Genomic DNA, 24094 nt, shown 5'->3' with positions numbered 1-24094 from the left:
AGCGCAGCGACTGAGCGCCGGGAGTGAAGAACGAGACCAAGGGGGCCCCGAACCCGCGCCGCCGCAGGCGGCGCCAAAAACACAGAACCTTCACGAACCGGTCATCAAGAGCTATCCGGTATCGGCGGGCCGTGGCATCGTCGTGCTGAACCGGCAGTTCCGCCGCACCCCCGTCACCCCCGACCGGCAGCAGAAGTTCGGCAACAGACCCCAGGTCACCTGGTTCGACCGTGCTCGAACCCCGCCGCCGGATCGCCCCCGATACCCGCGCGTCCGGCGGGCCCCCGGCCCGGTAAACGTGACGTCACACAGCTGTGTGTTAACCCACAACCAGGGCGGATACTCCCGGGACAGGTACATCGGGCTCGGTACGCTTATGCACTGATCGCCTGTTCGCTGACATTGGAGGACCCCTCGTGGCACTCGTTGTCCAGAAGTACGGAGGATCCTCGGTCGCCTCGGCCGATCGGATCCGGCGCGTCGCGGAACGGATCGTCGAGACGAAGAAGCAGGGCCACGATGTGGTCGTGGTCTGCTCGGCCATGGGTGACACGACCGACGAACTGCTCGACCTGGCCGAGCAGGTCTGCCCCGCGCCACCGGCCCGGGAGATGGATATGTTGCTCACCTCCGGTGAACGCATCTCCAACGCCCTGGTCGCCATGGCCATCCACACCCTCGGCGCCGAGGCGCGGTCGTTCACCGGCTCCCAGGCCGGTGTGATCACGACTTCGGTGCACGGTAAGGCCAAGATCATCGATGTGACGCCGGGCCGGCTCCGCGAAGCCCTGGACGAGGGCACCATCGTGCTGGTCGCCGGTTTCCAGGGTGTGAGCCAGGACAGCAAGGACGTGACCACGCTGGGTCGCGGTGGTTCCGATACGACAGCCGTCGCGCTGGCCGCCGCGCTCGAAGCCGACGTCTGTGAGATCTACACCGACGTGGACGGAGTGTTCACCGCCGATCCGCGCATCGTCAACGACGCGCAGAAGCTGGATCAGGTCTCCTACGAGGAGATGCTGGAGATGGCGGCCTGCGGGTCCAAAGTGCTGATGCTGCGCTGCGTCGAATACGCACGCCGCTACAACGTGCCCGTGCATGTGCGTTCGTCCTATACCGACAAGCAGGGCACCTACGTCTACGGATCGATGGAGGACATTCCCTTGGAACAAGCAATCCTCACGGGCGTCGCGCACGACCGCAGCGAGGCCAAGGTGACTGTGGTCGGCCTACCGGATGAACCGGGATACGCCGCCAAGGTGTTCCGCTATGTGGCCGAGGCCGAGATCAACATCGATATGGTGTTGCAGAACATCTCCAAGGTGGAGACCGGTAAGACCGATATCACCTTCACCCTGCCCAAATCCGATGGCACCCGGGCGGTGGAGATGCTGGCCAAGTACCAGAGCGAGATCGGTTTCTCGCAGGTGCTCTACGACGACCACATCGGCAAGGTGTCGCTGGTCGGCGCCGGTATGAAGAGCCATCCCGGGGTCACCGCCACCTTCTGTGAGGCGCTGGCCGACGCCGGTATCAATATCGACCTCATCTCCACCTCCGAGATCCGCATCTCGGTCCTGGTCAAAGACACCGAACTCGACGACGCGGTCCAGGTCCTGCACCGCGCCTTCGATCTCGGCGGCGACGAGGTCGCCGTCGTGCACGCCGGAACGGGGCGATAACCCATGGGTGTTCGTGTAGGTGTGGTCGGCGCGACCGGTCAGGTCGGCGCCGTGATGCGCAAACTGCTCGAGGAGCGCGATTTCCCGGCCGACGAGGTGCGGTTCTTCGCCTCGGCGCGTTCGGCGGGTAAGAAGCTGCCGTGGCGCGGCGGTGAGATCACCGTGGAGGACACCGAGACCGCCGACCCGTCCGGGCTGGATATCGCGTTGTTCTCCGCCGGTGCGACCATGTCGCGGGTGCAGGCACCGCGGTTCGCGGCGGCCGGGGTCACGGTTATCGACAACTCCTCCGCGTGGCGTAAGGATCCGGATATCCCGCTGGTGGTCAGCGAGGTGAACCCGGAGGCGACTCGCAACCTGGTCAAGGGCATCATCGCCAACCCCAACTGCACCACCATGGCCGCGATGCCGGTGCTGAAACCACTACACGACGCGGCCGGCCTGCGGCGGCTCATCGTGTCCAGCTATCAGGCGGTCTCGGGCAGCGGTCTGGCCGGGGTCGAGGAACTCGCCTCGCAGACACGTGCGGTGATCGACGACGCCGAGAAACTCACCCACGACGGCAGTGCCGTCGACTTCCCGGCCCCGAACAAGTACGTGGCCCCGATCGCCTTCAACGTTCTGCCGCTGGCGGGGTCGCTGGTGGACGACGGCTCCGGCGAGACCGACGAGGACCAGAAGCTGCGCAACGAGAGCCGCAAGATCCTGGGCCTTCCGGATCTGCTGGTGAGCGGCACATGCGTGCGGGTCCCGGTGTTCACCGGTCACGCCCTGTCGGTGAATGCCGAATTCACCGATCCGCTGTCGGTGCAGCGTGCACAGGAGATCCTGGCGAAGGCGTCCGGCGTGCGGCTCGTCGACGTGCCGACTCCGCTGGAGGCCGCGGGTAAGGACGAATCCCTGGTCGGCCGTATCCGCCAGGATCCGGGTGTCCCGGACGGTCGCGGCTTGGCGTTGTTCATCGCCGGCGACAATCTGCGCAAGGGCGCGGCACTGAACACCATCCAGATCGCGGAAGTCCTGCTCGCCGATCGCTGACCAGTCTGTCCCCGGTACGTCCGGCGTACCGGGGACAGCGGTTCAGTGGATTCCCGGTGTCCGCGGATCCGTCCCGAGGCAGACCAGCAGCGCACATCCCGGAGGGGCGTCGCTGAACGGTGGGGCCAGCGGTTCGCCCAGGCAGGCGAACACATCGCAGCCGGGATAGGCCGAGGTGCCGACGCCGAAAACGGCCAGCAGAATATCGGTGTCGATATACGCGTTCGGGTCCACTTCCAGCGGCGGTTCGACGTACGGGCCCGGGTCGGCGACCGGTGGTTCCCGGAACGCGGCCATCAGCCGGCGGAAGAACTCGTGTGGCAGTTCGTCGAAGTTCTGGATAACCCCCGCCGGCCCGTATTCGCTGACGTTGCCGAAAACGCCGGTCCACACCACGACCAGATCCAGGCTCGGTACGACGAACACGTTCTGCAGCCCCATACCCGACATCGCGAAGGTATCCGGCGGCAGGAACGAGGGGTTCTCCGCGCAGGCCGAGCCGACCCAGAACAGGTACCCGTAGCACGGGTTCGCCGGTGACGGTGTGGTCGCGCGGGCCAGATATTCCGCGGATACGACCTGCCGCTCGCCCCATTTGCCGTCGTTCGCGACGAGCAGTCCGAGTTTGGCCAGATCGTCCGGCGGGATCAGCAGATGCGCGTAGCCGTAGGTGTGGCCGGAGCGGTCGCGCGCCCAGTACCAGTCACCACGTTCGATACCCAACGGATCGAACAGTTCTCGCTGTGCGAACTCCTGCAGCGGTTCCCCGACAGCGAGCTGCAGCACGTAGGAGAGCAGGTCTACTGTCCGCTGGCTGTAGGTGAACACGGTGCCGGGTTCATGGTCCAGCGGTACACCGAGGGCCTGTACCGCGCTGTTGGGGTCGAGGGGGACGGCTCCGGTGATGCCCTCGGTGACCACTCCCGTGCGCATCCCGGAGGTCTCGGTGAGGAGATTCTCGACGGTTATCGCCCGGCGCCGCGGATCGCCGAGGCCCGGTGGTAGATACCGGTCGATCGGTGCGTCGACATCCACCAGACCGCGCTCGGCCGCGATCCCGGTGAGCAGTGAGATCACACTCTTGGTCACGCTCCATACGTTCCACGGGATATGCCCGGTCCGGTCGTTGGCCGGACCCTCGCCGACCAGGCAGTTGTGCCGGAAAACCTGAACATTCAGCCGATTCCGGCTTCCCGCGAAGGCCAGTGCATCGGCCAGCCGCTGCGGGTCCAGGCCTGCCTGTTCGGGCCGCGCCCGCTGTGGTTCCCGACCGGAGGTCACCGCGCATTCGGCGGTCGCGGGTGTGGCGTGCGCTTGTGCCGCTATTACCTGTCCTGCCACCAGTGTTACCGCCGCGACTCCCGCCAGGAGCCCACCGAAACGCGCCATGCGGACACCCTAATGCGGCCCCGGTGCCGACGACGGTATCGGCGGCGCGTGGCCCGCCGGATATACGACACCCCTGATCTATCGGTGGATCGATCAGGGGTGTCGCGAGCTCATCGGCAAGTGTGCTGTAGCGCCGTCGCTATGTCGGCACGGGCACCGGCTACAGCAGGCCGAACCAGTAGACACCACAGGCAAGCGCCCATAGGACCAACGTATCCATCGACACTCCCACTCTTGTCGTAGCGGATGTCCTCCATGATGCCCGACATACCCGGATGGCAGCACGGCCGCGCGCCCCGTGCTGCGACCTTGACTGCACTGTGACGGATCGTGTTCGCAGCGTTATAAGTTCACGTTAAGAACCCGCCAAGTACCTGGCCGCATTGTTGAGTCATGCCGGAACACGGACCCGGCACTCACACCGCGAACAGGAACCCGTAGATGATCACCGAGCTGACCACCGCCCTCGCCCCGGCCGGCACCCTCACCGCCGGACCGGCCGCGGCCACCGAACTGTATGCGACCGGCTACCTGATCAAGGACGGCCGCACCGAGCTCGGCGTCTTCGACTCCTGCCAGTAGTCGAGGACACCGCTGAAAGAGGGGGCGGGATACGAACCGGTGCCTGGGGAGGACCCGGTACGCATCCCGGAACAGGGCGGATCCGGGGAATGGTGGGGGATCCGCGGGGGTGGGTGGTTCTGGAGTCCGGGGAGGAGTTCCGGAACCACCCGGGGTGGGGCCGGTCGACCAGTGGGGGAGCTGGGAGTCCGGGTGGGTCGGTCTGTCTCGTGGGGTGACAGACCGGCTCGCGGGTAGGGGGCGTCGTCGACCGGCCCGGTCTCGCGGGGTGACCGGGTCGGCCGGCAGCCGTAGAACCGTTCGGCTCTTCCGGATGCTCAGTAGTGGACCGGCGCAGATGGTCGCCCGGTGCGCTGCCGCGAAAGGTAACCGTTCGACAATCGGCACGGCATCGTCCACGGACAGCGGCCGGCCGGGCGAAGCAGCGTCGACTCGTCCGGCCGGCCGTTCAGGGTCCGGCGGGGGGTTGTGCTGCGCGTTCACGTCGGTATCGCATCGAAGTCATTCGCGACCGGCAGGCATGTGGTCAGTTCGGAACCGGTGTCGCCGGGTAATCGGGGAGGTTGTATTTCTCGGTCTCCGACAGCATTCGGGCCATCAGGGGTGCGACCGCCCGTGAGCTCGTCACGCGGACGAGGGCGTGAGCGGCGCGGATACCGACCCTGGTGCGTGGTGCCATGGACTTCACTCCGCCCGGCGGGAGCTGTTGCGCGGTTTCGACGAATGGGCGGAGGGTTTCGGTGTAGCGGCCCAGTGCGGCGGCCGGGTCGTCCGGGGTACGGATGATCTCTCCGGCCAGTACATACGCCCCCACCAGTGCCATGGCCGTGCCTTGACCGCTCAGCGGTGATCCGCAGTAGCCGGCGTCGCCGACGAGCGCGATTCGATCGGTTGTCCAGTGGGGCATCGTGATCCGCGCGAGTTCGTCGAAATAGAAATCGTCGGCCCGATCCATCGCGTCGCTGATCGTGGCCGTGAGCCAACCGCCGCCGGCGAGGCTCTTCCGGATGAGTTCTCGCTGGGCCACGGAATCGCGCCGGAGTGCGGGATCCGCGGCGCACCGAACAATGACCAGTGCCTTCGAGGTGACCGGATCGGCATCGGGGCGAAGTCCCGCCACGATCCCACCGGGCATCGAATACATGGTCATCCAATGGGGTTCGATACCCGCCGGGGTCGGCACGGTGAAGTACGACATGTAAGCGCCGAGGTAGGTGCTGAACTGTTCTTCAGGCCCGAAGGCCAGTCGGCGGGTGGTCGAGTGCAGGCCGTCGGCGCCGATCACAAAGTCGAATTCTTCGGTGTTGCCGGAGGCGAATTCGACCCGGATGCCGGCGTCGTACTCGTTCAGTTCGCGAATCTGTTCGCCGTACCGGTATTCGACGCCGGGGCAGCCGGCATTTTCGTGAGCGTCGGCGAGGGCGTCCAGGAGGACCTGATTCAAATCGCCACGGGTGATCTCGATCTCGGCCACGGCGCCGTTCCCACCGAAGAGATCCGCCGGCATACGGACGATTTCCCTGCCGGTGGTATCGACATGCAGCATGCCGCGCTCGTCGAGTTGGTGGCGGCGGATCCCGGGCATCAGCCCCATCCGCTCGGCGACGATCCGGCTGGGTCCGCGGAGATCGACGGCCTGGCCGCCCGGCCGCGGTGCGGGTGCCCGTTCGACCACGGTCGGCCGGATGCCGGCGCGGGTCAGCTGCAGGGCGACCGCGTTACCGGCGATACCGCCACCGGAGATGAGTACCCGTGGGGTCGTGGCGGTGGATCGTGTGGTCATCGGTTTCCTCGCTTCAGATCTTGTCCGAATGTCTTAGACATATGTCTAACACGGATTGAGTTCACTGTCTAGAACAAATGTCTAAGACGGTTGCGTTAGAGTGGTTGGATGGGAAACAAGGAGGATCTGCTGGACGCCGCGCGCTCCTGTATCTACGAGCGCGGATTCGCCGCGACCACGGCACGCGATATCGCCACCAAAGCGGGTGTGAGTCTCGCAGCCATCGGCTATCACTTCGGTTCCAAGGACCGTTTGCTCACCGAGGCCTTCACCGACGAGAGCGGCCGGGTGATCGGCGACGACCTCGAACGGCGGATCCGGGAGACCGCCGGTCAGTCCGTAGGCGCGGCGTTTCCCCAGGTCTGGGCGGATATCGCCGACCTCTTCGGCAGTAGCCGGGATGTCCTGGTAGCGAGTGTGGAGAACTTGGTCCGGGTCCATCGGACGCCCAGCGAACAGATGCGGATGGGCGAGCTGAACGATTCGGCGGTATCGGAGATCGCGACCATGCTGGCGGATGCGCATCCGGATCTGGATCAGTCTCGTGCGCGCGCTGTCGCCGGGCTGTACATGGTCCTGCTCAACGGACTGACAATCCAGTGGATGGCCAACCCCGACGGCGCGCTGCCCAGCGGAACCGACCTCGCCGCGGCGATATCCGTATTGGGCAGGGATCTCGCACCGGTCGACGAGAAAGGCCCTTGATCAGGCGAACTGATCAAGGGCCTACCGTGTCTCGACCAACACGAGTCGGGGTGGCGGGATTTGAACCCACGACCTCTTCGTCCCGAACGAAGCGCGCTACCAAGCTGCGCCACACCCCGTGAAGCGGACCTGACGTAGCTTACATCAGGTCCGGTCCGGATAAGAAACCGGCAGCTCGAGGCCGGTTTTCCGGGATACGACCGCTACCGCGCCACCGCCTGGGAAGTCGAGATGCCCTGGCCGGATTCGGTGGCCGGTTTATTCGGCGGCACCGCGACCAAGGTGAGCAGAGTCGCTTCGGGGCGGCAGCAGAAACGGTAGGGGGCCCACGGTGAGGTCCCGATACCGGCGGAGACATGCAGTTGGGTGTGGGCGCCCCATTTGGACGGGCCCTTCACCCGGGAGCGGTCGATTTCGCAGTTGGTGACCAAGGCGCCGTAGCCGGGCAGGCACAGCTGGCCGCCGTGCGTATGGCCGGCGAGGACGAGGTCGTAGCCATCCTCGGCGAAGCGGTCCAGGACCCGCGGCTCGGGCGAATGGGTCAGGCCGAGTCGCAGGTCGGCGAGCGGATTGGGGGCACCGGCGATGGTGTCGTAGCGGTCGCGCTGCATATGCGGATCGTCGACGCCCGCGCTGGCGATCCGGATACCGCCCACCTCGATATCGCGGCGGGTATGGGTGAGATCGAGCCAGCCGCGTTCGGTGAACGCCGCGCGCAGATCCTTCCAGGGCAGTGGGGCGCCGTGCACCCGCTTGTGGTTCTTGTCGAAGTACTTCAGCGGATTCTTCGGCACCGGAGCGAAGTAGTCGTTGCTGCCGAATACGAAGAGCCCGGGACGGGACAGCAGCGGGCCCAGCGACTGCACCACCGCGGGTACGGCTTTCTGGTGGGACAGGTTGTCACCGGTGTTTATCACCAGGTCCGGTTCCAGCCGGTCGAGTTCGCGTAACCACTGCTGTTTGAGCTTCTGCCCGGGCGTCATATGCAGATCGCTTATGTGCAATACCCGCAGCGGTGCGGAACCCGGCCGCAGTACCGGCATGGTGGTTTCGCGGAGAACGAAGGCGTTGCGTTCGATCAGTGAGGCGTAGCCGACTCCGGCAGCCGCGGCTCCGGCTGCGCCGAAGGCGGTCCGGCGCAGGGTCGACGTCGAGATCACGGGCATTTGCCCAGCATAGGTGACCAGCACGCGCAGTGCGCAGCGTGTTGAGCCACAGTTACCACTGCGTGGCGGGCGGATAACCCACCCGGTTGCGCGGTTGCCGGGCCTATGGCCTTGGGAAACAATGCGATAACTGCGAATGGACACGCCCGGCGTAGGCCGGTAATCCGGTGGGCGTGGCGGGACGCAACGGCTACCGTTGCGCCCATGTCGGAACTGAAATCGAGGCTGCGCGCCGATCTGACCGCTGCGATGAAGGCGAAGGATACGCTCCGGCTGAACACGCTGCGGATGTTGCTGGCTGCCGTGCAGACGGCCGAAGTGGCCGGCAAGGAAGCCCGGGAACTCTCCGATGCCGAGGTGGTCTCGGTGCTGACCAAGGAATCGAAGAAGCGCACCGAGGCCGCGGAGGTCTACACCCAGGCCGGTCGTGGCGAGCTGGCAGCGAACGAGCACGCCGAGGCGCGGATCATCGACGAGTACCTGCCTACGCAGTTGACGGACGCCGAGGTCGCCGATCTCGCCGATACCGCGATAGCCCAGGTCGCGGAGGAACTGGGCGAGCGACCCGGCAAGCGGCAGATGGGCCAGGTCATGAAGGTCGCGACCGGGCTGGCCGCCGGTAAGGCCGATGGTTCCCGGATCTCGGCGGCGGTGAAGGCGCGTCTCTGAGCTCTGCGAACTGTGTCTCTGAGCTCTGCGAGCTGTGTCTCTGAGCTCCGCGAACAGTGTCACTGAGCTCGGCGAGCCGCGCCCGCACTGCCGGGATCACCGGGGTATCGGAACCGGTATGGGGATCGGTGGCAGGAACGGCGGCAGCGGTATCCCTGGAGCGTTCGGAGTCGAGGCCTCCGGGCGTCCGGGGGCCGGCGCCTCCCGGATGGTGCCGTCGCTGAGATAGATCGTCACCTGCGAGCCCGGAATCGCCGAGCCGTTCGGTGTCGACCCGGTGACCGTGCCCTTCGGTGCCGAGCCGGGCGAGGTCACCGACGTGACCTTGAATCCGGCGCCGGTGAGGGCACCGGTCGCCTCGCCCGCCGTCATCCCCACCACATCGGGAACTCGGGCATTATCGGCGCCGCGCACATACTTCTCGTCCAGCGGTGGCAACACCGGGGGCGGGAAGTTCGCCGAGGCGTCTTTCGCGGCTTTGAACCAGGCCCGGGCGGGTTCGTTACCGCCGAAGAGGCCGTTGGCATCACTCGCCGCGCAGTTACGCAGCGGGAACGAGCAGATTTCTCCCGGCGTCGGGCTGTCGCCGTAGACGTAGGCGGCGCCGGCCAGCGAATCGGTGAAGCCCACGAACGCCGAGGACCGGTGGCTCTCCGTGGTTCCGGTCTTGGCCGCCACCGGCATGTTCCAGCCGGCCGCCGCGGACGCCGCGTGCGCTGTGCCGCCGGGGTCGTGGTCCTTGCCCATGGCATTGGCCAGGGTGTTGGCGAGACCCGGTTCGACGACCTGCTCGCACGCTTGTTCGGTGAGCGGTACGGGCTTCCCGTACCGATCGATGACCTCCGCGATGGGTGACGGCGGGCACCAGGTTCCACCGGAGGCGATGGTGGCCGCCACGTTGGACAGTTCCAGCGGATTCACCGCCACCGGACCGAGGGTGAACGAGCCGAGGTTCTGGCTCTTGATCATGTCCGCCAGGCTCTGGTTGTCGAAGCCGGAGCTCCCGGGTTCGGTGTAGGAGCGCAGGCCCAGCCGGACCGCCATATCGACGGTGGGGGTCACTCCGACGGCTTGGATGAGTTTGACGAAGGCCGTATTGGGCGAGGTGGCCAGCGCTTGGGTCACCGACATCGGCGACCGGTAGTTACCGGCGTTCTCGACGCAATAGGTGGCGGGGGGACAGCCGGGGGCACCACCGTTACCCATGCCGCGGGCGTCGAACCGGTTGGGGACATCGAGCTGGGCATCGATGCCCATACCCTTCTCCATCGCGGCGGCCGTGGTGAACAGTTTGAACACCGAGCCCGCGCCGTCACCGACCATCGAATACGGCTGGGCGAGCAGGGTCTCCTGCTTCTCGGGATCCAGTCCGTAGGTGCGGCTGCTGGCCATTGCCTTCAGTGGGTGCTTGTCCTTGCCGGGGCCGATCAGTGACATGACCTCGGCGATATTGGGCAGATGCGGGTCGGCGTTCTCGGTCACCGCGCGTTTCACCGAGTCCTGTACGGCGGGGTCCAGCGTTGTGCGGATCAGATATCCGCCCTTCTGGATCTGCTCTTGGCTGAGCCCGGCCTCGGCCAGGTACTGCAGCGCGTAGTCGCAGAAGAAGCCGCGGTCGGCGGCGGCGATACAACCTTGCGGCAGCCCCTTCGGCTCGGGCAGAACGCCGAGCGGCTGAGTTTTCGCGGCGCGGAACTCCTCGGACCGGCTGGGGATGTTCTGGATCATCGTGTCCAGTACGAGGTTGCGCCGGGCGGTCACACCTTCCGGGTTGGTGTAGGGGTTCAGTTTCGAACTGCTCTGCACCATCCCGGCCAGCATCGCCGCTTGGCCGGCGTTCAGGTCTTTCGCGTCGATGCCGAAGTAGGTCTGGGCGGCGTCCTGGATGCCGTAGGACGAATTACCGAACGGCACCAGGTTCAGATACCGGGTGAGTACCTCGTCTTTGCTGAGTTCTTTGTCCAGGGTGAGCGCCATCCGGATCTCGCGGATCTTGCGCGCGGGGGTGGTCTCGATGGCGGCCCGGCGTTCGGCGTCGGTTTTCGCGACCACCAGTAGGTTGAAGTTCTTCACGTATTGCTGGTCGAGGGTCGAGGCGCCCTGCTGGACCTCGCCGCTGCTGGTGTTGGTGAGGAAGGCGCGGATGGTTCCCTGCCAGTCGACACCGTGATGGTCGGCGAAGCGCTTGTCCTCGATGGAGACGATAGCCAGCTTCATATCGTTGGAGATCTGATCGCTGGGTACCTCGAAGCGGCGCTGCTCGTACAGATAGGCGATCGGGTTCCCGGCTGCGTCCACCATGGTTGACACGGCGGGCACGGTTCCCTCGACCAGTTCCGCCGACACATTGTCGACGGCGTCGGCGGCGCGATTCGAGACGAATCCGAAACCTCCGGCGACCGGGAACAACATTCCGGCTACGAGTACGGAGGCGAGTACACAGCTGCCCGCCAGCTTGAGGAGCGCACGTGTGATCGGCACAGCACCAGCGTAGAGGGTTGCGGTTCGGCGCCCGTGAAGTGTGGACACCCGGTGTTGTGTCTCCGGATTCGCCGATTGGACGGGCTGTCCCGGTGAAGGCGCCTGACGTGCGTATTCGGGTGTGGGGGCGGGCGATGGCCGCACGGCCGCAGGCACGGACGTACCAAAAAGTCATCATCCGGTCTTGCGCTCGCGGCATACCTTTACCTAGATTGAGAGCTCAGTGTGATAGAGCTAACACTCAATGTGGAATGTGGTGCACTTCGCAGCGAGGTTCGGGTTGCTGCGGAGTACACGCGATTCCGGAGCGCCGTGACCCGGTGTTCGGACTGGCAAAGGGGCACACCAAATGCACATGACAACCCCCGTCGCTCGATTGGACGTAGAAGAGGCCGAAGCAAGGATCGCCTGGGTCTCCCAGGCTCGATGCAAGGAAGTAGATCCCGATCAGTTGTTCGTACGCGGCGCGGCACAGCGCAAGGCGGCGACGATCTGCCGGCATTGCCCGGTCCTGATGGAGTGCGGGGCGGACGCGCTGGACAACAGGGTCGAGTTCGGGGTGTGGGGTGGTATGACCGAGCGGCAGCGACGGGCACTGCTCAAACAGCATCCGGAGGTGACCTCCTGGGCGGATTTTTTCCATGCCCAGCGCCAGCACCAGATAGCGATGTAGTGAATTACCGATAGGACCACCGACCGGCCGCCGGGCACTCGATATTCGAGTGCCCGGCGGCCTACTGGTCGGCGAGTGAGAGCCTGCGGCTATGGGTAGCCGTCAGCCGGCGGCCTCGGTGCCCGTGCCCGCCAGTTGGGCGCCGACGGCCCGCAGCGCGGCCAGATCGGTGACATCGAACGGCAGCGCTGTCACCGACACCATCGGTACCCGCGGGTGAGCTCCGGTGAATCGGTGCAGCAGATGCTGCTCACGCCGTGCGGTCGCCACCCGGTGGGCGTGCAGGCGCAGAACGCCGGCCGTGAGCGGGTCGGTTTCGGCGAGACGATCGGCGGCGGTGAGGGCATGATCGGCCGGTAGCGAGCACAGCACCGGATGCGTCCGGTTCAGCACCAGCCCGGCCAGCGGCATCTTCTCGGTGGACAGCCGGTCCACGAAGAACGACGCCTCACGCAGCGCGTCCGGTTCCGGGGCGGCGACGACCAGGAAATGAGTACCGGGTTTGGCGAGCATCGCGAAGGTGCGGTTGGCCCGCTCCTGAAATCCGCCGAACAGCGACTCCAGCGACTGCAGGAAGTTCGAGGCATCCTTGAGCATCTGACCGCCCACGATGGTGGACACACCACGAACCGCCAGGCTCATGGCGCCGGTGACGAACCGCCCGACGCCGCGGCCGGGTGCCATGATGACCCGGATCATCCGGCCGTCGAGAAAATTGCCGAGCCGTTTCGGTGCGTCCAGGAAGTCCAGCGCATTACGCGACGGCGGGGTGTCCACGACGATGAGATCCCATTCCCGGTGCCCCGCCAACTGGCCCAGCTTCTCCATCGCCATGTATTCCTGGGTGCCGCCGAACGATGAGGCGACCGCCTGATAGAAGGGGTTGGCGAAGATCTGTTCGGCCTTCTCCGGAGTGGTGTGCTCGAGCACCATCTCGTCGAAGGTGCGCCGCATATTCAGCATCATCGCGTGCAACTCGCCCTTGACCTCCGGTCCCAGGTCGACGCGCTGCGGGCTGTTGTCCAGATCCGCGACGCCGAGCGACTGAGCCAGTCGCCGCGCCGGGTCGATGGTGAGAACCACGACCTTGCGGCCCTGTTCGGCCGCGCGCAGCGCGATCGCCGCGGCGGTGGTGGTTTTGCCCACACCGCCGGAACCGCAGCACACCACGACCCGGGCGGTGGGGTCGGCGAGGATGCCGGAGATATCCAGGGACGCGGGGCCCGCCGGTCGGGTACTCATCGGACTCCCTGTTCGGTCAGATAGGCGGCCAGCTCGTAGAGGCCGCCCAGATCCATACCCTCCGCCAAGGTGGGCAACTGCAATCGCGCGATATCCAGGTCCAGTAGTTCCGCGGCGCTTCGGTCCTGGGCGCTCAACGTCGCCGAATGCTCGACCGTCTCGGTCAGCAGGCCGGCGAAATCGGCGGCGGGCAGAGTGATCCCGGCGGACTCCAGACCACTGCGCAGGGCCTCGGTGTCGAGTTCACCCGCGGCGGCGCTACCGCGGGCTTCGACGCTCAGCGGGCTCTGCGCGGCGCGGTTGACGATGACGCTGCCGATCCGCAGATCGTTCGCGCGCAGTTCGGCGACGGCATCGAGGGTCTCCTGGACGGGAAGGGCCTCGAGCAGGGTGACCAGGTGGATGAGCGTCTGGTCCGAGTGCAGCAGCCGGGAGACACTTTCGGCCTGTCCGGCGATCGGGCCGCCCTTGGCGAGTTCGGCCATCGCCTTGGTGACATCGAGGAAGCTCGCGATCCGCCCGGTCGGCGGGGCGTCGACCACCACCTCGTCATAGGCCGGCGAACCCTGTTTACCGGCCCGGACCACGCATTCCTTGATCTTGCCGGTCAGGATGACATCCCGCAGACCCGGCGCGATGGTGGTCACGAAATCGATGGCACCCATCCGTCGCATGGCGCGCCCGGCGAACCCGAGGTTGTAGAACATGTCCAGGTATTCGAGGAACGCATGCTCGATATCGAGAGCCAGTGCCACCACCTCGCCGCCGCCGTCCGCGGTGGCGATCTTCGTTTCGGTGGGTGGCAGCGGCGGCAGGTCGAACAACTGCGCGATCGATTGCCGATTCTCGACCTCGACCAGCAGCACACGCCGCCCGCCTGCGGCCAGCGCCAGCGCCAGCGCACCGGCGACCGTGGACTTACCGGTGCCGCCCTTACCGGATACGTAGTGCAGGCGGGCATTCGCCGCACGTTCCGGCCACCCGGTTTTCAGATCCGGCTCGGCCGATTCCGGCATCGTCGTTCGTTCTGCCACGATCGCGAGCCTATAACCCGGACTGGACGGATGCCCGCATACTCCGGTTTGTACCTCTGTGGTGTACCAGACACCGGGATACGAACCCTGTTCCGGCGACACCGGTCCTGCGCCCGGCGTTCGGTCCGGGACCCAGTACGCTCGGTGCGCATGAGCGATATCACCCAGTGGGAATACGCGACCGTACCGCTGCTGACCCATGCGACCAAGCAGATCCTGGACCAGTGGGGCGCCGACGGCTGGGAACTGGTGACCGTGCTGCCCGGGCCCACCGGCGAACAGCACGTCGCATACCTGAAGCGCCCGAAGCAGTAAGCGCCATGGGGGAATCCACTGAGCGCGGGCCCGCCACCGAATGGCGGGCGAACCTCGACCGGCTGGGACTGACGGTGCCCGCGGTGGTGGCGCCGGTCGCCGCCTACCTACCCGCGGTGCGCAGCGGATCGCATGTGTACACCTCCGGGCAGTTGCCGTTCGTCTCGGGTGAACTGACGGCGGTCGGCAAAGTCGGGGCCGAAGTCTCCGTCGACGACGCCGTGCTCGCGGCCCGCTGGTGCGCGCTCAACGCGCTGGCCGCCGTGCACGATCTGGTGGGCCTCGACGAGGTCGTGCGGATCGTGAAAGTGGTCGGCTTCGTCGCCTCCGCACCCGGATTCGCCGATCAGCCGCTGGTGATCAACGGTGCCTCGGAATTCCTGGGTGAGGTGTTCGGGCCGGCCGGTGCGCACGCGCGTTCGGCGGTCGGGGTTTATGAGCTGCCCAAGAACACCCCGGTGGAGGTCGAACTGATCGCCGAGGTGCGATAAGCGAAATCGCGGCGCGGCACGTAGCTTCGACTGTGTCGCTTTCTGATCGGAGGTGTCGTCGATGACACTCACTCATCCCGCCTATGGGCAATTGCGTGCGGTAACGCCGTCGGCGGCGGTGCTGCTCGCGAACAATCCGGGTCCGATGACCCTGGACGGAACCAACACCTGGATTCTGCGCGCTCCCGGGCAGGCCGACTGTGTGGTGGTCGATCCGGGCCCGGATATGCCGGAACATATCGCCGCGATCGCCGAGGCGACCGGGGGTGCTGTCGCGCTCACCCTGATCACTCATCGCCATCCCGACCATACGGGCGGGATCGACGAACTGGTCCGGTTGACCGGGTCACCGGTGCGGGCGATGGACCCGGAGTTCCTGCGAGGAGATGTTTCGCCACTCACCGACGGTGAGGTCGTGGAAGTCGCCGGTCTGCGGATCACCGTGCTGCACACGCCGGGGCACACCGCCGATTCGGTGAGCTTCCTGCTCGCGGACGCGGTTCTGAGCGGCGACACCATCCTCGGCCGCGGTACCACTGTGCTGGACCGCGACGGCACCCTGCGTGATTATCTGCACTCGATGGACCGGCTGCTAGAGGCCGGTGCCGGGCTGGCCCTGCTGCCCGCCCACGGGCCGGACCACCCCGACCTCGAACCGGTGGCGCGGTATTACATCACCCATCGGCACGAGCGGCTCGCGCAAGTGCGTACCGCACTGGACGAACTGGGCGCGGACGCGGACGCGATGGACGTGGTGCGCAAGGTATACGCGGATGTGGACGAGAGTCTGTGGCCGGCGGCGCGCAGTTCGGTCGAATCGCAACTCACGTATCTGCGGTCGGAAACCGGCGCATAGCGTCGGGAATCCGGCACTACACGAGTAAGGCTCGGTCCGCTGTGCCCACCGCCGCCGAGCGGCGCGGGGGCGCAGGTCGGCGGCCCGAGTACCCACCGAATACCCTTCCGCTCCGTGCGGTCGAACGTGGTGTCCGGACGATGCCCGCCGTACCGAACCCGCGAGGCCGCGTGCGCACCCGGCGCCAGGCTGGGCCACCCGGCCCGGCGGACGGGCAGCATCGGCGTCCGGAATCCAGCGGAGAGCGAAGCCACGAGTGAACCCGGCGGGTGACGCCGGGCGTGTCTCAGCGGGCCCGGCGCGCCAGTCGCTCGGAATCGGAGATCAGCACGCTCTTCCCTTCGAGGCGCAACCAGCCGCGATGGGCGAAATCGGCGAGCGCCTTGTTGACCGTTTCCCGGGAGGCGCCCACCAGCTGGGCGATCTCCTCCTGGGTCAGATCATGGGTGACCCGCAGCGCGCCGGCTTCCTGCGTTCCGAAACGCTGGGCGAGCTGCAGCAGCGCCTTGGCGACCCGGCCGGGGACGTCGGTGAAGATCAGGTCCGCGAGGTTGTTGTTGGTGCGTCGCAGCCGGCGGGCCAGCACCCGCAGCAGTTGTTCGGCGATCTCCGGGCGCTGATCGATCCAGGACTTGAGCGCGTCACGGTCCATGGTGACGGCACGGACCTCGGTCACCGTGGTGGCGGTGGAGGTGCGCGGGCCCGGATCGAAGATGGAGAGCTCGCCGAACATATCCGACGGGCCCATGATGGTCAGCAGGTTCTCCCGGCCGTCCGGGGAACGCCGTCCCAGCTTCACTTTGCCGGACGTGATGATGTACAGCCGATCACCCGGTTCACCCTCGTTGAAGATGACGTGGCCGCGGGGGAAATCCACGGGCTGCAACTGTTTGGTGAGCGCAGCCACCGCGGTGGGCTCAACGCCTTGGAAGATGCCTGCTCTGGCGAGGGCCTCGTCCACGAATGTGCTCCTTATCGGGAATGGCTGTAGTCATCGGACCGAAGTGGTTCGGCCGACAGTGCAGTCTACGCGGCCTTATCGGCGCGCAGTGACAGACACCACGTAAGGAAGGTTAACCGGGACCGGGCCGGAGCACCGGAGCGGGCATACGGATCAGCTCGCACGAGCGATATCGAGGGACTCCTCGGCCTCCTCGCTGCGATTGCGGCGCTTGCGCATACGCGCCACCGCCGCCGGTAGGCCGAGCTTTGTCAGCTCGTTGACCTCGGCGTTGCTGGCTTTGTCCAGGTAGGCCTGGACTTCCTCGTCGGGCTCGACAAGTTTGCGAAGACGGTTCTCCACTCGTTCCATGCCGAGGGCGAACAGCATCAACACCACTGGGAAGAGCGCCACAGCGAGTCCTTGCATGCCGGGTAGTAAACACGGTCGAGGTCTCAGATGGAATACGGGACCAGAACTGGCAGGGCAACGTTGTCGGCGGGTTCCGTATGGTGGATGGGTGCGAATCACCCCCTCCGATACCGCCGGAAGCCCCCTTTCCCGTACTGCCGGGGAAAGCGCGGCGCGCTCGGTGTCCGGCGGGGCCGGAAATCGGAAAACCCGTTCCCGACCGGCGGAAACCCGTTTGGGTCTGGTGCGCCGGGCGCGCCGGATGAACCGGCAGTTGGCCCGGGCATTTCCGGACGCGCATTGCGAGCTGGATTTCGGGACGCCGCTGGAACTCGCGGTGGCCACGATCCTTTCCGCGCAGTGCACCGATGTCAGAGTGAATATGACCACTCCCGCGTTGTTCGCCGCTTATCCGGACGCGCGCGCCTACGCCGGGGCGAACCGTACGGAGCTGGAAGAACTCATCCGTCCGACCGGTTTCTACCGCAACAAGACCAATTCGCTGATCGGGCTCGGGCAGGCACTGGTCGAGCAATACGACGGTGAGTTACCTCACACGATGGCGGAGCTGGTGCGGTTACCGGGGATCGGCCGCAAGACTGCCAATGTCATCCTCGGTAACGCCTTCGGAATTCCGGGGATCACGGTCGACACCCATTTCGGGCGCCTGGTGCGTCGCTGGGGCTGGACGATCGAGGAGGATCCGGTCAAGGTCGAACACGCCGTCGGCGCCCTTGTCGAACGTAAGGAGTGGACACTGCTGTCCCATCGGGTGATCTTCCATGGGCGCCGCGTCTGTCATGCCCGCAAACCCGCCTGCGGTGTGTGCGTACTGGCCAAGGACTGTCCTTCGTTCGGCGCCGGTCCGACCGATCCGGATAGTGCCGCCGCATTGGTGAAGGGTCCGGAAGCAGCGCATCTGCTCGAACTGGTGGGCCGTTGATCCGGCTACCGGGCTACTGGAAATGGGCATTGACGGCGGTGATCGTGGCCTTGGCGGCCGCGGTGGCGTTGTGGCCGCGCGGCGGTTCGGATTCCGGTGGAACCGGTGCGAGCCCGGAACCCGCACGTCAGATCGATCCCGCGTTGCGCCAGGCTTCGGGTGTGGCGGATTGTCCCGCGGACTCGGCGTCTCCGCCGGTCGGCGGACCGTTGGCGGATCTCGTCCTCAGCTGTCTGTCCGACGGCGCACCGGCGGCACCCGGCCGGATGACCGGCGAGCCGATGGTGCTGAACCTGTGGGCCTACTGGTGTGAGCCCTGCCGCACGGAGTTGCCACTGTTCCAGGAGTACGCGGCCCGGGCCGGATCGGCTGTGCGGGTGCTGACCGTGCACAGCGATCCGGACGAGGCGAAGGCCCTCTCGATGCTCGCCGCGTTGAACCAGGAGCTCCGTGCACAGCATCGTCCGGAACTCCGGCTGGCAGGTCTGCAGGACCCGGATGCCCGGGTTCGAACCGCGGCGAACGCGCCGCGCGCCCTGCCGATCACCGTCCTGGTGCGGCCGGATGGTTCCATTGCCGAATACGTCGCGCGCCCGTTCCGCGATGTGACCGATATCGCCGACACTGTGGCCGGTGCTCTGGGAGTTGCCGCGTGATGCGATACCTCCGCCTTCGCTACGGCCTCCGCCGACCATATGCAACCGCTTCGAGGGAGTGTTCGTGATCGAGGGGCAGTTGCCGGGGTGGTTGAGTGGGGCGGCGGGGCCCGGGCAGCCCGATTTCTCCGACACTCTGGGCCGGGCGCGGGTACTGCGCCGGAGGATATCGGGGCATGTCCGGCAGGCCGCGGTACTGGTTCTGTTCTCCGGTGACCCGGACGGGAATCCGAGTGCGCCGGGCGGTCTGCCCGCGGACGCCGATGTACTGCTGACCCAGCGCGCGACCACCATGCGCAACCACAGCGGGCAGGTCGCTTTCCCCGGTGGCGCCGTGGATCCCGAGGACGATGGGCCGGTCGGTACCGCGCTGCGGGAAGCCTGGGAGGAGACCGGGCTCGACCGTACGGGGGTCCAGCCGATCACGACTCTGCCGAAGCTGTTCGTACCGCCCTCACGCTTCGAGGTGACACCGGTCGTGGCCTACTGGCGGACACCGAGCGAAGTGCGGGTGATGGACCGCGCGGAAACCGATCGGGTGGTCCGGGTGCCGATGTCGGACCTGCTGGACCCGGCCAACCGATTCCTGGTGCGCAGCGCACTCGGCTACCGGAGTCCGGCGTTTCAGGTGGACGGGATGTTGGTGTGGGGACTGACCGGCGGCATACTGGCCGGACTTGTGACTTCACTGGGCTGGGAATCGGAATGGGACCGAACCGACGTGCGTGATCTGGAGCAGGCGCTGGCCGCTGTGGGGATGGTGTTGTGAGCTCTTCGGCGTGGCTCGATATCGCTGTGGTCGTCTTGGCGCTGCTGGCTGCCTCCTCCGGCTGGCGGCAGGGGGCGGTGGGTTCGGCGCTGGCCTTCCTCGGCGTGGTGCTGGGCGCTGTCGCCGGCATCCTGATCGCCCCGCATATCCTCGTGCATATCGACGAGGGCCGCAGCCGGGTTCTGGCCGGAGTGCTGCTCATCGTGTTGCTGGTGATCGTCGGCGAGATCGCCGGGATGGTGCTCGGCCGGGCGGCGCGCAGCGGGATGCGGCATCCGTTCGCGCGCGGGGCCGACAGCTCGGTCGGCGCGGTGCTCATGGCCGGTGCGGTACTGGTTACCGCCTGGCTGCTGGCGCTACCGCTGGCGACCTCTTCGCAGCCGGCCATCGCCGCGGCGATCAACAGTTCCCGGGTCCTCGCCGACGTCAACCGGGTCGCGCCGGACTGGTTGCGGACTCTGCCCAACGAATTCTCGAAACTGCTGAACACCTCGGGTCTGCCGGATGTGATCGGACCGTTCGGGCGCGCACCCATCGCCGCGGTGGAACCACCGGATCCCGGTGTTCTGGCCAGCCCGGTCGCCGAATCGCTCCAGCAGAGTGTGCTGCGGATCCGTGGCGTCGCGCCGAGTTGCCAACGTGCACTGGAGGGCTCGGGATTCGTGGTGGCACCGGAACGGGTGATGACGAACGCGCACGTGGTAGCCGGAACCACCAGCGTGACGGTGGATTCGGCGGCCGGACCGCTGGACGCGACTGTGGTGGAGTTCGATCCGTCCATGGATATCGCGGTGCTGTCGGTCCCCGGGCTCCCGGCGCCGGTGATCCCACAGGCGCCGGACGCCGCCGTCTCGGGCGAAAGTGCGATCGTGCTGGGTTATCCGGGCGGTGGCCGTTACACCGCGAGCGCGGCCCGCGTCCGGGAAACCCTGGACCTGACCGGGCCCACCATCTACCGGGACGGGACAGTGGAACGCGAGGTCTACACGGTGCGCGGCCAAGTTCGGGCCGGCAATTCGGGTGGGCCGCTGGTCGATGCCGAGGGGAAAGTATTGGGCGTGGTGTTCGGTGCCGCGGTCACCGATGACGACACCGGATATGTGCTGACGCTGAACGAGGTCCGGGACCGGGTCACCGCGGCTCCCGCGTCGACGGCGCCGGTCGCTACGGGGCCCTGCGTCCTGAGCTGACAGCGGCCGTCTGTCCCGGGGGCCTGTCCGGTGTCGCCCCCGGACAGATCGCGCTGTGGGCTTCGCGAGCGCGCAGTGGTGCGTGGAGGGCCGGTCAGGCTGGGCTATCGCGTTTTCGGTGATTCCGCGCCGGCGAGCAGTTTGGCGATCTCCGCGGTGACCGCTTCCGGGTTCTCCTGATGCGCGAAATGCGCGGCGTCGCGTACCGTCACCACCCGGCGGCGCGGGGCCAGCTGTGGGCCGCGGTGCACGGTATGCGGCAGGATGTACCGATCGAATTCGCCCCGCAGCGACACCACCGGTATGTCTACGGGTTTGCGCATAACGGCGATGAAGCGCCGCCCGTCCGCTCGCCACTGGCTGCGGAACGCCCACCGCTTGTACTCCAGCGCGCAATGGGCCACACCGGGGATCTGGATGGCCGAACGCATCCGGTGCGCGGTATCGGCACACTCCGCGCTCCCGGCCCACCCGGGCGAACTGCGGCCGGTCAATAGATCGGCGGCACCGCGCCCGTCCTCGCGGGTCAGCAGGTGTTCGGGGTACCGGGGGAGCTGAGAGCGCAGGAATCCCGGCAGGAATGTGCGGCGCTGCGCGTTATCGCGCAGCACCGAACTCTTCAGCGCCGCCGGATGCGGCGAGGACACCACCGCGACCGCCCGCACCAGCCGCGGATGCAGGACCGCGGTCGCCCAGCAGACCAGGCCGCCGTCGGCGTGACCGACCAGGGTCGCGCTGCTGTAGCCGAGCGCGCGGATCAGTCCGGCGATATCGCCGGCCAGGGTCCAGCCGTCATAGCCGCGCGGGGGTTTATCGCTGTCGCCGTAGCCGCGCAGGTCCACCGCCACCGCGTGGTAGCCGAGTTCGGCCAGGGCGGTGAGCTGATGACGCCACGACCACCAGAAATCCGCGAACCCGTGCAGCAGCACCACCAGGGGTGCTTCGGGATCGCCCGGTCCGGCGGATGCGATATGCAGCCGTATCCCGTTCGCGTGCACGTCACGGTGCGTCCAGCCACCGTCGTAGCGCACGCTGGACGGGTCCGGTGGAAAGTTCGACGCCACGGCGTCCGAGCGTAGTAAACGCCCGGTACCGTCCCGTGTCTGCCCCGCTCAGCGGGTGGTCTTGTCCAGCGCGACCGGCTCGTCGTGGCTGCCGAAACCGGACGGCAGGACCGTGCGGGTCTGCTTGAGCGAGTCGAGCGTCTTCTCCGGTGCCCGCAGTCGCTTCACCTTGCGGTAGCCGAGGAAGGCCAGCACGACCGTGACCAAGATCATGAACGCGAAGACGATCCAGAACGCGGCCCAGCGGGTGAGCCAGATATCCAGGGTTTCGGCGACCGCGAAGAAGAAGAAGAAACTGCTGAACAGCAGCACGGTCAGCGCGCCGACGAAGAAGACGCTGCCCTGCAGGCCCTTCTTGATCTCACCGGTGACCTCGGCCTTGGCCAGGGCCACTTCGGCGCGGACCAGTGTCGAGACCTGCTCGGAGGCGTCGCGGACCAGACTGCCGAAACTGGCCGATGCGTGCGGGTCGAGCTCGGACAGCGGAATCGAGGTGACTGTGCCGCCTCGCGCGCCGTCGCCGTTACCGCCCTGTGTGACACTCACGTGGTCGACCCTCTCCCTGTCCCGATCCTGCTCGGTCTTACTGTTCTGGTTCTAGCGCATCCGCGTCCCGCCGTGCTTCGTGGACACGCCCACGCCGCAACAGTAGCGCCGAACCGGCCAGCGATGCGGCCATGGAGGTCACCAGGACCGCGGCCTTGGCCAATTCGGCGGATTCTGGATAGTCCGCCAGCGCCAGTTCCGCCACGAGCAGGCTAACGGTGAATCCGATCGCGCCCAGCACCGACAGGGCGAACATATCGCGATAGCCCAGGTGCGCGGGGCGTTTGGCGATCCCGGTGCGGATCGCCAGCCAGCTGATACCGAAGATTCCGACGGTCTTTCCCACCAGCAACCCCAGGATGATCGCCAGGGAGAGGCGTTCGGTGAACAGGTCGCCCAGGACTTCGCCGTTGATCGGCACGCCCGAGGCGAACAAGGCGAACAGTGGCACACACAAACCCGCCGAGATCGGCTGGAATTTGTGTTCCCACCGCGTGGCGGGCGCGGCGCGCTCTCCTTCGTCACGGCGGACCCGGGTGAGTAAACCGCACGCCACTCCGGCGAGAGTCGGATGAATATGGGCTTCGTGCAGCGCGTACCAGCACAGCAGCGCCAGCACGATATAGATGAGCGGTGACGACCAGCGCCGGTGCTGGGCGAACCACCAGCCCGCACAGCAGGCCAGCGCGACCAGTAACCAGGTGAACGCCAGACCGGTGGTGAACAGGACCGCGATGAGCACGATCGCCATCAGATCGTCGACGACTGCCAGACTCAGCAGAAAGACCCGGGCGCTGGCGGGAATCCGGGACCCGGTCATCGCCAGGACCGCGAGCGCGAAGGCGATATCGGTGGCGACGGGGATAGCCCAGCCGCGATCCATTCCGTCGACACCGAAACCGACTGTGTAGGCGATGATCGCGGGGGTGACAACTCCGCCCGTGGCCGCGATGATCGGCAGCGCGGCGCGTTTGGGGTCGGCGAGCTCGCCGACCACGAGTTCGCGTTTGAGCTCGAGCCCGGCCACGAAGAAGAATATGGCGAGCAGGCCGTCCTTGACCCAGTCCGCCAGGGTCAGGTCCAGATGGAGTCGCGGGATGGCCAGCTGGGTTTCGGTGAGGGTCAGATAGCTATCGCCCCACGGTGAGTTCACCCAGAGCAATGCCGCCGCCGCCGCGATGAGCAGCAGGGCGCCGCCGACGGTTTCGGTACGGAGATATCTGGCGAGTTCCGACCGGGGGCTGCTCAGCACGGGGAACCTTTCGGTCGTACGGACATCTGCTGTGTCTGTCCGCCCCGAGGAGTTTCCGGAGGGACACGACAACCTCGCCGACCAGACTTCCCGGCACACCGTAAGTAATCTTAACGGTCGGGTAATTCCCGACCGATCGGTATGCGATTTCCGCTGTGCGGTGTCGGTAAGGATCGGGTCCGGGCGGATGCGTCGCGCCCACCCGGACCCGGCCGCG

General features: G+C 66.7%; 24 protein-coding genes and 1 tRNA gene. 13 read left to right on the top strand and 12 right to left on the bottom strand.

Annotated features, from left to right (window positions below):
- The first annotated feature begins 416 nt into the window (after window positions 1-416).
- Window positions 417-1682, top strand: a complete 1266-nt coding sequence (locus ABZ827_RS28560; RefSeq protein ID WP_357243148.1) for an aspartate kinase — start codon at window positions 417-419, stop codon at window positions 1680-1682.
- Window positions 1683-1685: 3 nt separating this feature from the next.
- Window positions 1686-2720 (top strand): aspartate-semialdehyde dehydrogenase, encoded by a 1035-nt coding sequence (locus ABZ827_RS28555; RefSeq protein ID WP_357243145.1) that lies wholly within the window; start codon window positions 1686-1688, stop codon window positions 2718-2720.
- A gap of 42 nt (window positions 2721-2762) precedes the next feature.
- On the opposite strand, the gene ABZ827_RS28550 is transcribed toward ABZ827_RS28555, so the two are convergent.
- Window positions 2763-4109 carry a serine hydrolase gene (locus tag ABZ827_RS28550; RefSeq protein ID WP_357243142.1) on the bottom strand — a complete coding sequence of 449 codons (1347 nt, stop codon included), beginning with the start codon at window positions 4107-4109 and terminating at the stop codon, window positions 2763-2765.
- 441 nt (window positions 4110-4550) lie between these two features.
- Between ABZ827_RS28550 and ABZ827_RS28545 the strand changes: the two genes are divergently transcribed.
- Complete coding sequence (locus ABZ827_RS28545; protein WP_357243139.1) at window positions 4551-4691, top strand: hypothetical protein; 141 nt, start codon at window positions 4551-4553, stop codon at window positions 4689-4691.
- A gap of 526 nt (window positions 4692-5217) precedes the next feature.
- Here the strand turns inward: ABZ827_RS28545 and ABZ827_RS28540 are convergent.
- The gene (locus ABZ827_RS28540; protein ID WP_357243136.1) at window positions 5218-6474 is read right to left on the bottom strand and encodes an FAD-dependent monooxygenase; all 1257 of its coding nucleotides are present in this window, start codon (window positions 6472-6474) and stop codon (window positions 5218-5220) included.
- A gap of 108 nt (window positions 6475-6582) precedes the next feature.
- On the opposite strand from ABZ827_RS28540, the gene ABZ827_RS28535 reads away from it, so the two are divergent.
- Window positions 6583-7179, top strand: coding sequence for a helix-turn-helix domain-containing protein (locus ABZ827_RS28535; protein WP_357243133.1), 597 nt, complete (start codon window positions 6583-6585; stop codon window positions 7177-7179).
- Between the two features lie 45 nt (window positions 7180-7224).
- Here ABZ827_RS28535 and ABZ827_RS28530 read toward each other — a convergent pair.
- Together ABZ827_RS28530 and ABZ827_RS28525 are read right to left on the bottom strand one after the other, a co-directional pair.
- Window positions 7225-7298: transfer RNA gene (locus tag ABZ827_RS28530), tRNA-Pro, on the bottom strand.
- Between the two features lie 84 nt (window positions 7299-7382).
- Window positions 7383-8345: a metallophosphoesterase gene (locus ABZ827_RS28525; RefSeq protein ID WP_357243130.1), complete on the bottom strand. Its 963-nt coding sequence runs from the start codon at window positions 8343-8345 to the stop codon at window positions 7383-7385.
- Between the two features lie 204 nt (window positions 8346-8549).
- Here ABZ827_RS28525 and ABZ827_RS28520 point away from each other — a divergent pair, with 204 nt between their 5' ends.
- A complete protein-coding gene (locus ABZ827_RS28520) occupies window positions 8550-9014 on the top strand; it encodes a GatB/YqeY domain-containing protein (RefSeq protein WP_357243127.1) in 465 nt (154 codons plus the stop codon).
- Window positions 9015-9110: 96 nt separating this feature from the next.
- On the opposite strand, the gene ABZ827_RS28515 is transcribed toward ABZ827_RS28520, so the two are convergent.
- Window positions 9111-11495: a transglycosylase domain-containing protein gene (locus tag ABZ827_RS28515; RefSeq protein WP_357243124.1), complete on the bottom strand. Its 2385-nt coding sequence runs from the start codon at window positions 11493-11495 to the stop codon at window positions 9111-9113.
- 349 nt (window positions 11496-11844) lie between these two features.
- On the opposite strand from ABZ827_RS28515, the gene ABZ827_RS28510 reads away from it, so the two are divergent.
- A complete protein-coding gene (locus ABZ827_RS28510) occupies window positions 11845-12168 on the top strand; it encodes a WhiB family transcriptional regulator (RefSeq protein WP_357243121.1) in 324 nt (107 codons plus the stop codon).
- A 102-nt stretch (window positions 12169-12270) separates the two neighbouring features.
- On the opposite strand, the gene ABZ827_RS28505 is transcribed toward ABZ827_RS28510, so the two are convergent.
- Window positions 12271-13410: an ArsA family ATPase gene (locus ABZ827_RS28505; RefSeq protein WP_357243118.1), complete on the bottom strand. Its 1140-nt coding sequence runs from the start codon at window positions 13408-13410 to the stop codon at window positions 12271-12273.
- Window positions 13407-14426 carry an ArsA-related P-loop ATPase gene (locus ABZ827_RS28500; RefSeq protein WP_357243173.1) on the bottom strand — a complete coding sequence of 340 codons (1020 nt, stop codon included), beginning with the start codon at window positions 14424-14426 and terminating at the stop codon, window positions 13407-13409. The genes ABZ827_RS28505 and ABZ827_RS28500 overlap by 4 nt, the downstream gene beginning before the upstream one ends.
- Before the next feature lie 168 nt (window positions 14427-14594).
- On the opposite strand from ABZ827_RS28500, the gene ABZ827_RS28495 reads away from it, so the two are divergent.
- The 3 genes from ABZ827_RS28495 to ABZ827_RS28485 all read left to right on the top strand — a co-directional run bounded on the left by ABZ827_RS28495 (window position 14595) and on the right by ABZ827_RS28485 (window position 16106).
- Window positions 14595-14759, top strand: coding sequence for a DUF4177 domain-containing protein (locus ABZ827_RS28495; RefSeq protein ID WP_280402308.1), 165 nt, complete (start codon window positions 14595-14597; stop codon window positions 14757-14759).
- Window positions 14760-14764: 5 nt separating this feature from the next.
- The gene (locus ABZ827_RS28490; protein ID WP_357243114.1) at window positions 14765-15250 is read left to right on the top strand and encodes a RidA family protein; all 486 of its coding nucleotides are present in this window, start codon (window positions 14765-14767) and stop codon (window positions 15248-15250) included.
- Between the two features lie 61 nt (window positions 15251-15311).
- On the top strand, window positions 15312-16106 hold the full coding sequence (locus ABZ827_RS28485; RefSeq protein WP_357243111.1) for an MBL fold metallo-hydrolase: 795 nt from the start codon (window positions 15312-15314) through the stop codon (window positions 16104-16106).
- Window positions 16107-16392: 286 nt separating this feature from the next.
- Here the strand turns inward: ABZ827_RS28485 and ABZ827_RS28480 are convergent, their stop codons facing one another.
- On the bottom strand, window positions 16393-17067 hold the full coding sequence (locus ABZ827_RS28480) for a Crp/Fnr family transcriptional regulator (RefSeq protein WP_357243108.1): 675 nt from the start codon (window positions 17065-17067) through the stop codon (window positions 16393-16395).
- 153 nt (window positions 17068-17220) lie between these two features.
- Window positions 17221-17460 carry a hypothetical protein gene (locus tag ABZ827_RS28475; protein ID WP_357243105.1) on the bottom strand — a complete coding sequence of 80 codons (240 nt, stop codon included), beginning with the start codon at window positions 17458-17460 and terminating at the stop codon, window positions 17221-17223.
- Between the two features lie 178 nt (window positions 17461-17638).
- On the opposite strand from ABZ827_RS28475, the gene nth reads away from it, so the two are divergent.
- From nth to ABZ827_RS28455, 4 genes are all read left to right on the top strand, one after another.
- The gene (gene nth, locus ABZ827_RS28470) at window positions 17639-18400 is read left to right on the top strand and encodes an endonuclease III (protein ID WP_357243170.1); all 762 of its coding nucleotides are present in this window, start codon (window positions 17639-17641) and stop codon (window positions 18398-18400) included.
- On the top strand, window positions 18397-19056 hold the full coding sequence (locus ABZ827_RS28465; RefSeq protein ID WP_357243102.1) for a TlpA disulfide reductase family protein: 660 nt from the start codon (window positions 18397-18399) through the stop codon (window positions 19054-19056). Before nth ends, ABZ827_RS28465 begins: the two co-directional genes overlap by 4 nt.
- Window positions 19057-19192: 136 nt before the next feature.
- Entirely contained in the window at window positions 19193-19825 is a 633-nt protein-coding gene (locus ABZ827_RS28460) for a CoA pyrophosphatase (protein WP_357243166.1), read from the top strand.
- Window positions 19822-21015: a MarP family serine protease gene (locus ABZ827_RS28455; RefSeq protein ID WP_357243099.1), complete on the top strand. Its 1194-nt coding sequence runs from the start codon at window positions 19822-19824 to the stop codon at window positions 21013-21015. Before ABZ827_RS28460 ends, ABZ827_RS28455 begins: the two co-directional genes overlap by 4 nt.
- 104 nt (window positions 21016-21119) lie before the next feature.
- Here ABZ827_RS28455 and ABZ827_RS28450 read toward each other — a convergent pair whose 3' ends face one another.
- From ABZ827_RS28450 to nhaA, 3 genes are read right to left on the bottom strand one after another with little or no spacing between them, the layout of a single operon-like run.
- Window positions 21120-22079, bottom strand: a complete 960-nt coding sequence (locus ABZ827_RS28450) for an alpha/beta hydrolase (RefSeq protein ID WP_357243096.1) — start codon at window positions 22077-22079, stop codon at window positions 21120-21122.
- A 48-nt stretch (window positions 22080-22127) separates the two neighbouring features.
- Window positions 22128-22625: a phage holin family protein gene (locus ABZ827_RS28445; RefSeq protein WP_357243093.1), complete on the bottom strand. Its 498-nt coding sequence runs from the start codon at window positions 22623-22625 to the stop codon at window positions 22128-22130.
- A 37-nt stretch (window positions 22626-22662) separates the two neighbouring features.
- Complete coding sequence (gene nhaA / locus ABZ827_RS28440) at window positions 22663-23874, bottom strand: Na+/H+ antiporter NhaA (protein ID WP_357243163.1); 1212 nt, start codon at window positions 23872-23874, stop codon at window positions 22663-22665.
- Window positions 23875-24094 lie beyond the last annotated feature (220 nt).

The sequence above is a fragment of the Nocardia sp. NPDC019395 genome (assembly GCF_040632335.1).
GTDB lineage: Bacteria > Actinomycetota > Actinomycetes > Mycobacteriales > Mycobacteriaceae > Nocardia.
This window is presented reverse-complemented; position numbering and strand designations above follow the sequence as displayed.

Coding starts and splice junctions, on each gene's coding strand:
- ABZ827_RS28495 (WP_280402308.1), top strand. CDS start 14,595: ATGAGCGATATCACCCAGTGGGAATACGCGACCGTACCGCTGCTGACC.
- ABZ827_RS28520 (WP_357243127.1), top strand. CDS start 8,550: ATGTCGGAACTGAAATCGAGGCTGCGCGCCGATCTGACCGCTGCGATG.
- ABZ827_RS28490 (WP_357243114.1), top strand. CDS start 14,765: ATGGGGGAATCCACTGAGCGCGGGCCCGCCACCGAATGGCGGGCGAAC.
- ABZ827_RS28525 (WP_357243130.1), bottom strand. CDS start 8,345: ATGCCCGTGATCTCGACGTCGACCCTGCGCCGGACCGCCTTCGGCGCA.
- ABZ827_RS28500 (WP_357243173.1), bottom strand. CDS start 14,426: ATGCCGGAATCGGCCGAGCCGGATCTGAAAACCGGGTGGCCGGAACGT.
- ABZ827_RS28485 (WP_357243111.1), top strand. CDS start 15,312: ATGACACTCACTCATCCCGCCTATGGGCAATTGCGTGCGGTAACGCCG.
- ABZ827_RS28510 (WP_357243121.1), top strand. CDS start 11,845: ATGCACATGACAACCCCCGTCGCTCGATTGGACGTAGAAGAGGCCGAA.
- ABZ827_RS28535 (WP_357243133.1), top strand. CDS start 6,583: ATGGGAAACAAGGAGGATCTGCTGGACGCCGCGCGCTCCTGTATCTAC.
- ABZ827_RS28505 (WP_357243118.1), bottom strand. CDS start 13,410: ATGAGTACCCGACCGGCGGGCCCCGCGTCCCTGGATATCTCCGGCATC.
- ABZ827_RS28545 (WP_357243139.1), top strand. CDS start 4,551: ATGATCACCGAGCTGACCACCGCCCTCGCCCCGGCCGGCACCCTCACC.
- ABZ827_RS28550 (WP_357243142.1), bottom strand. CDS start 4,109: ATGGCGCGTTTCGGTGGGCTCCTGGCGGGAGTCGCGGCGGTAACACTG.
- ABZ827_RS28555 (WP_357243145.1), top strand. CDS start 1,686: ATGGGTGTTCGTGTAGGTGTGGTCGGCGCGACCGGTCAGGTCGGCGCC.
- ABZ827_RS28540 (WP_357243136.1), bottom strand. CDS start 6,474: ATGACCACACGATCCACCGCCACGACCCCACGGGTACTCATCTCCGGT.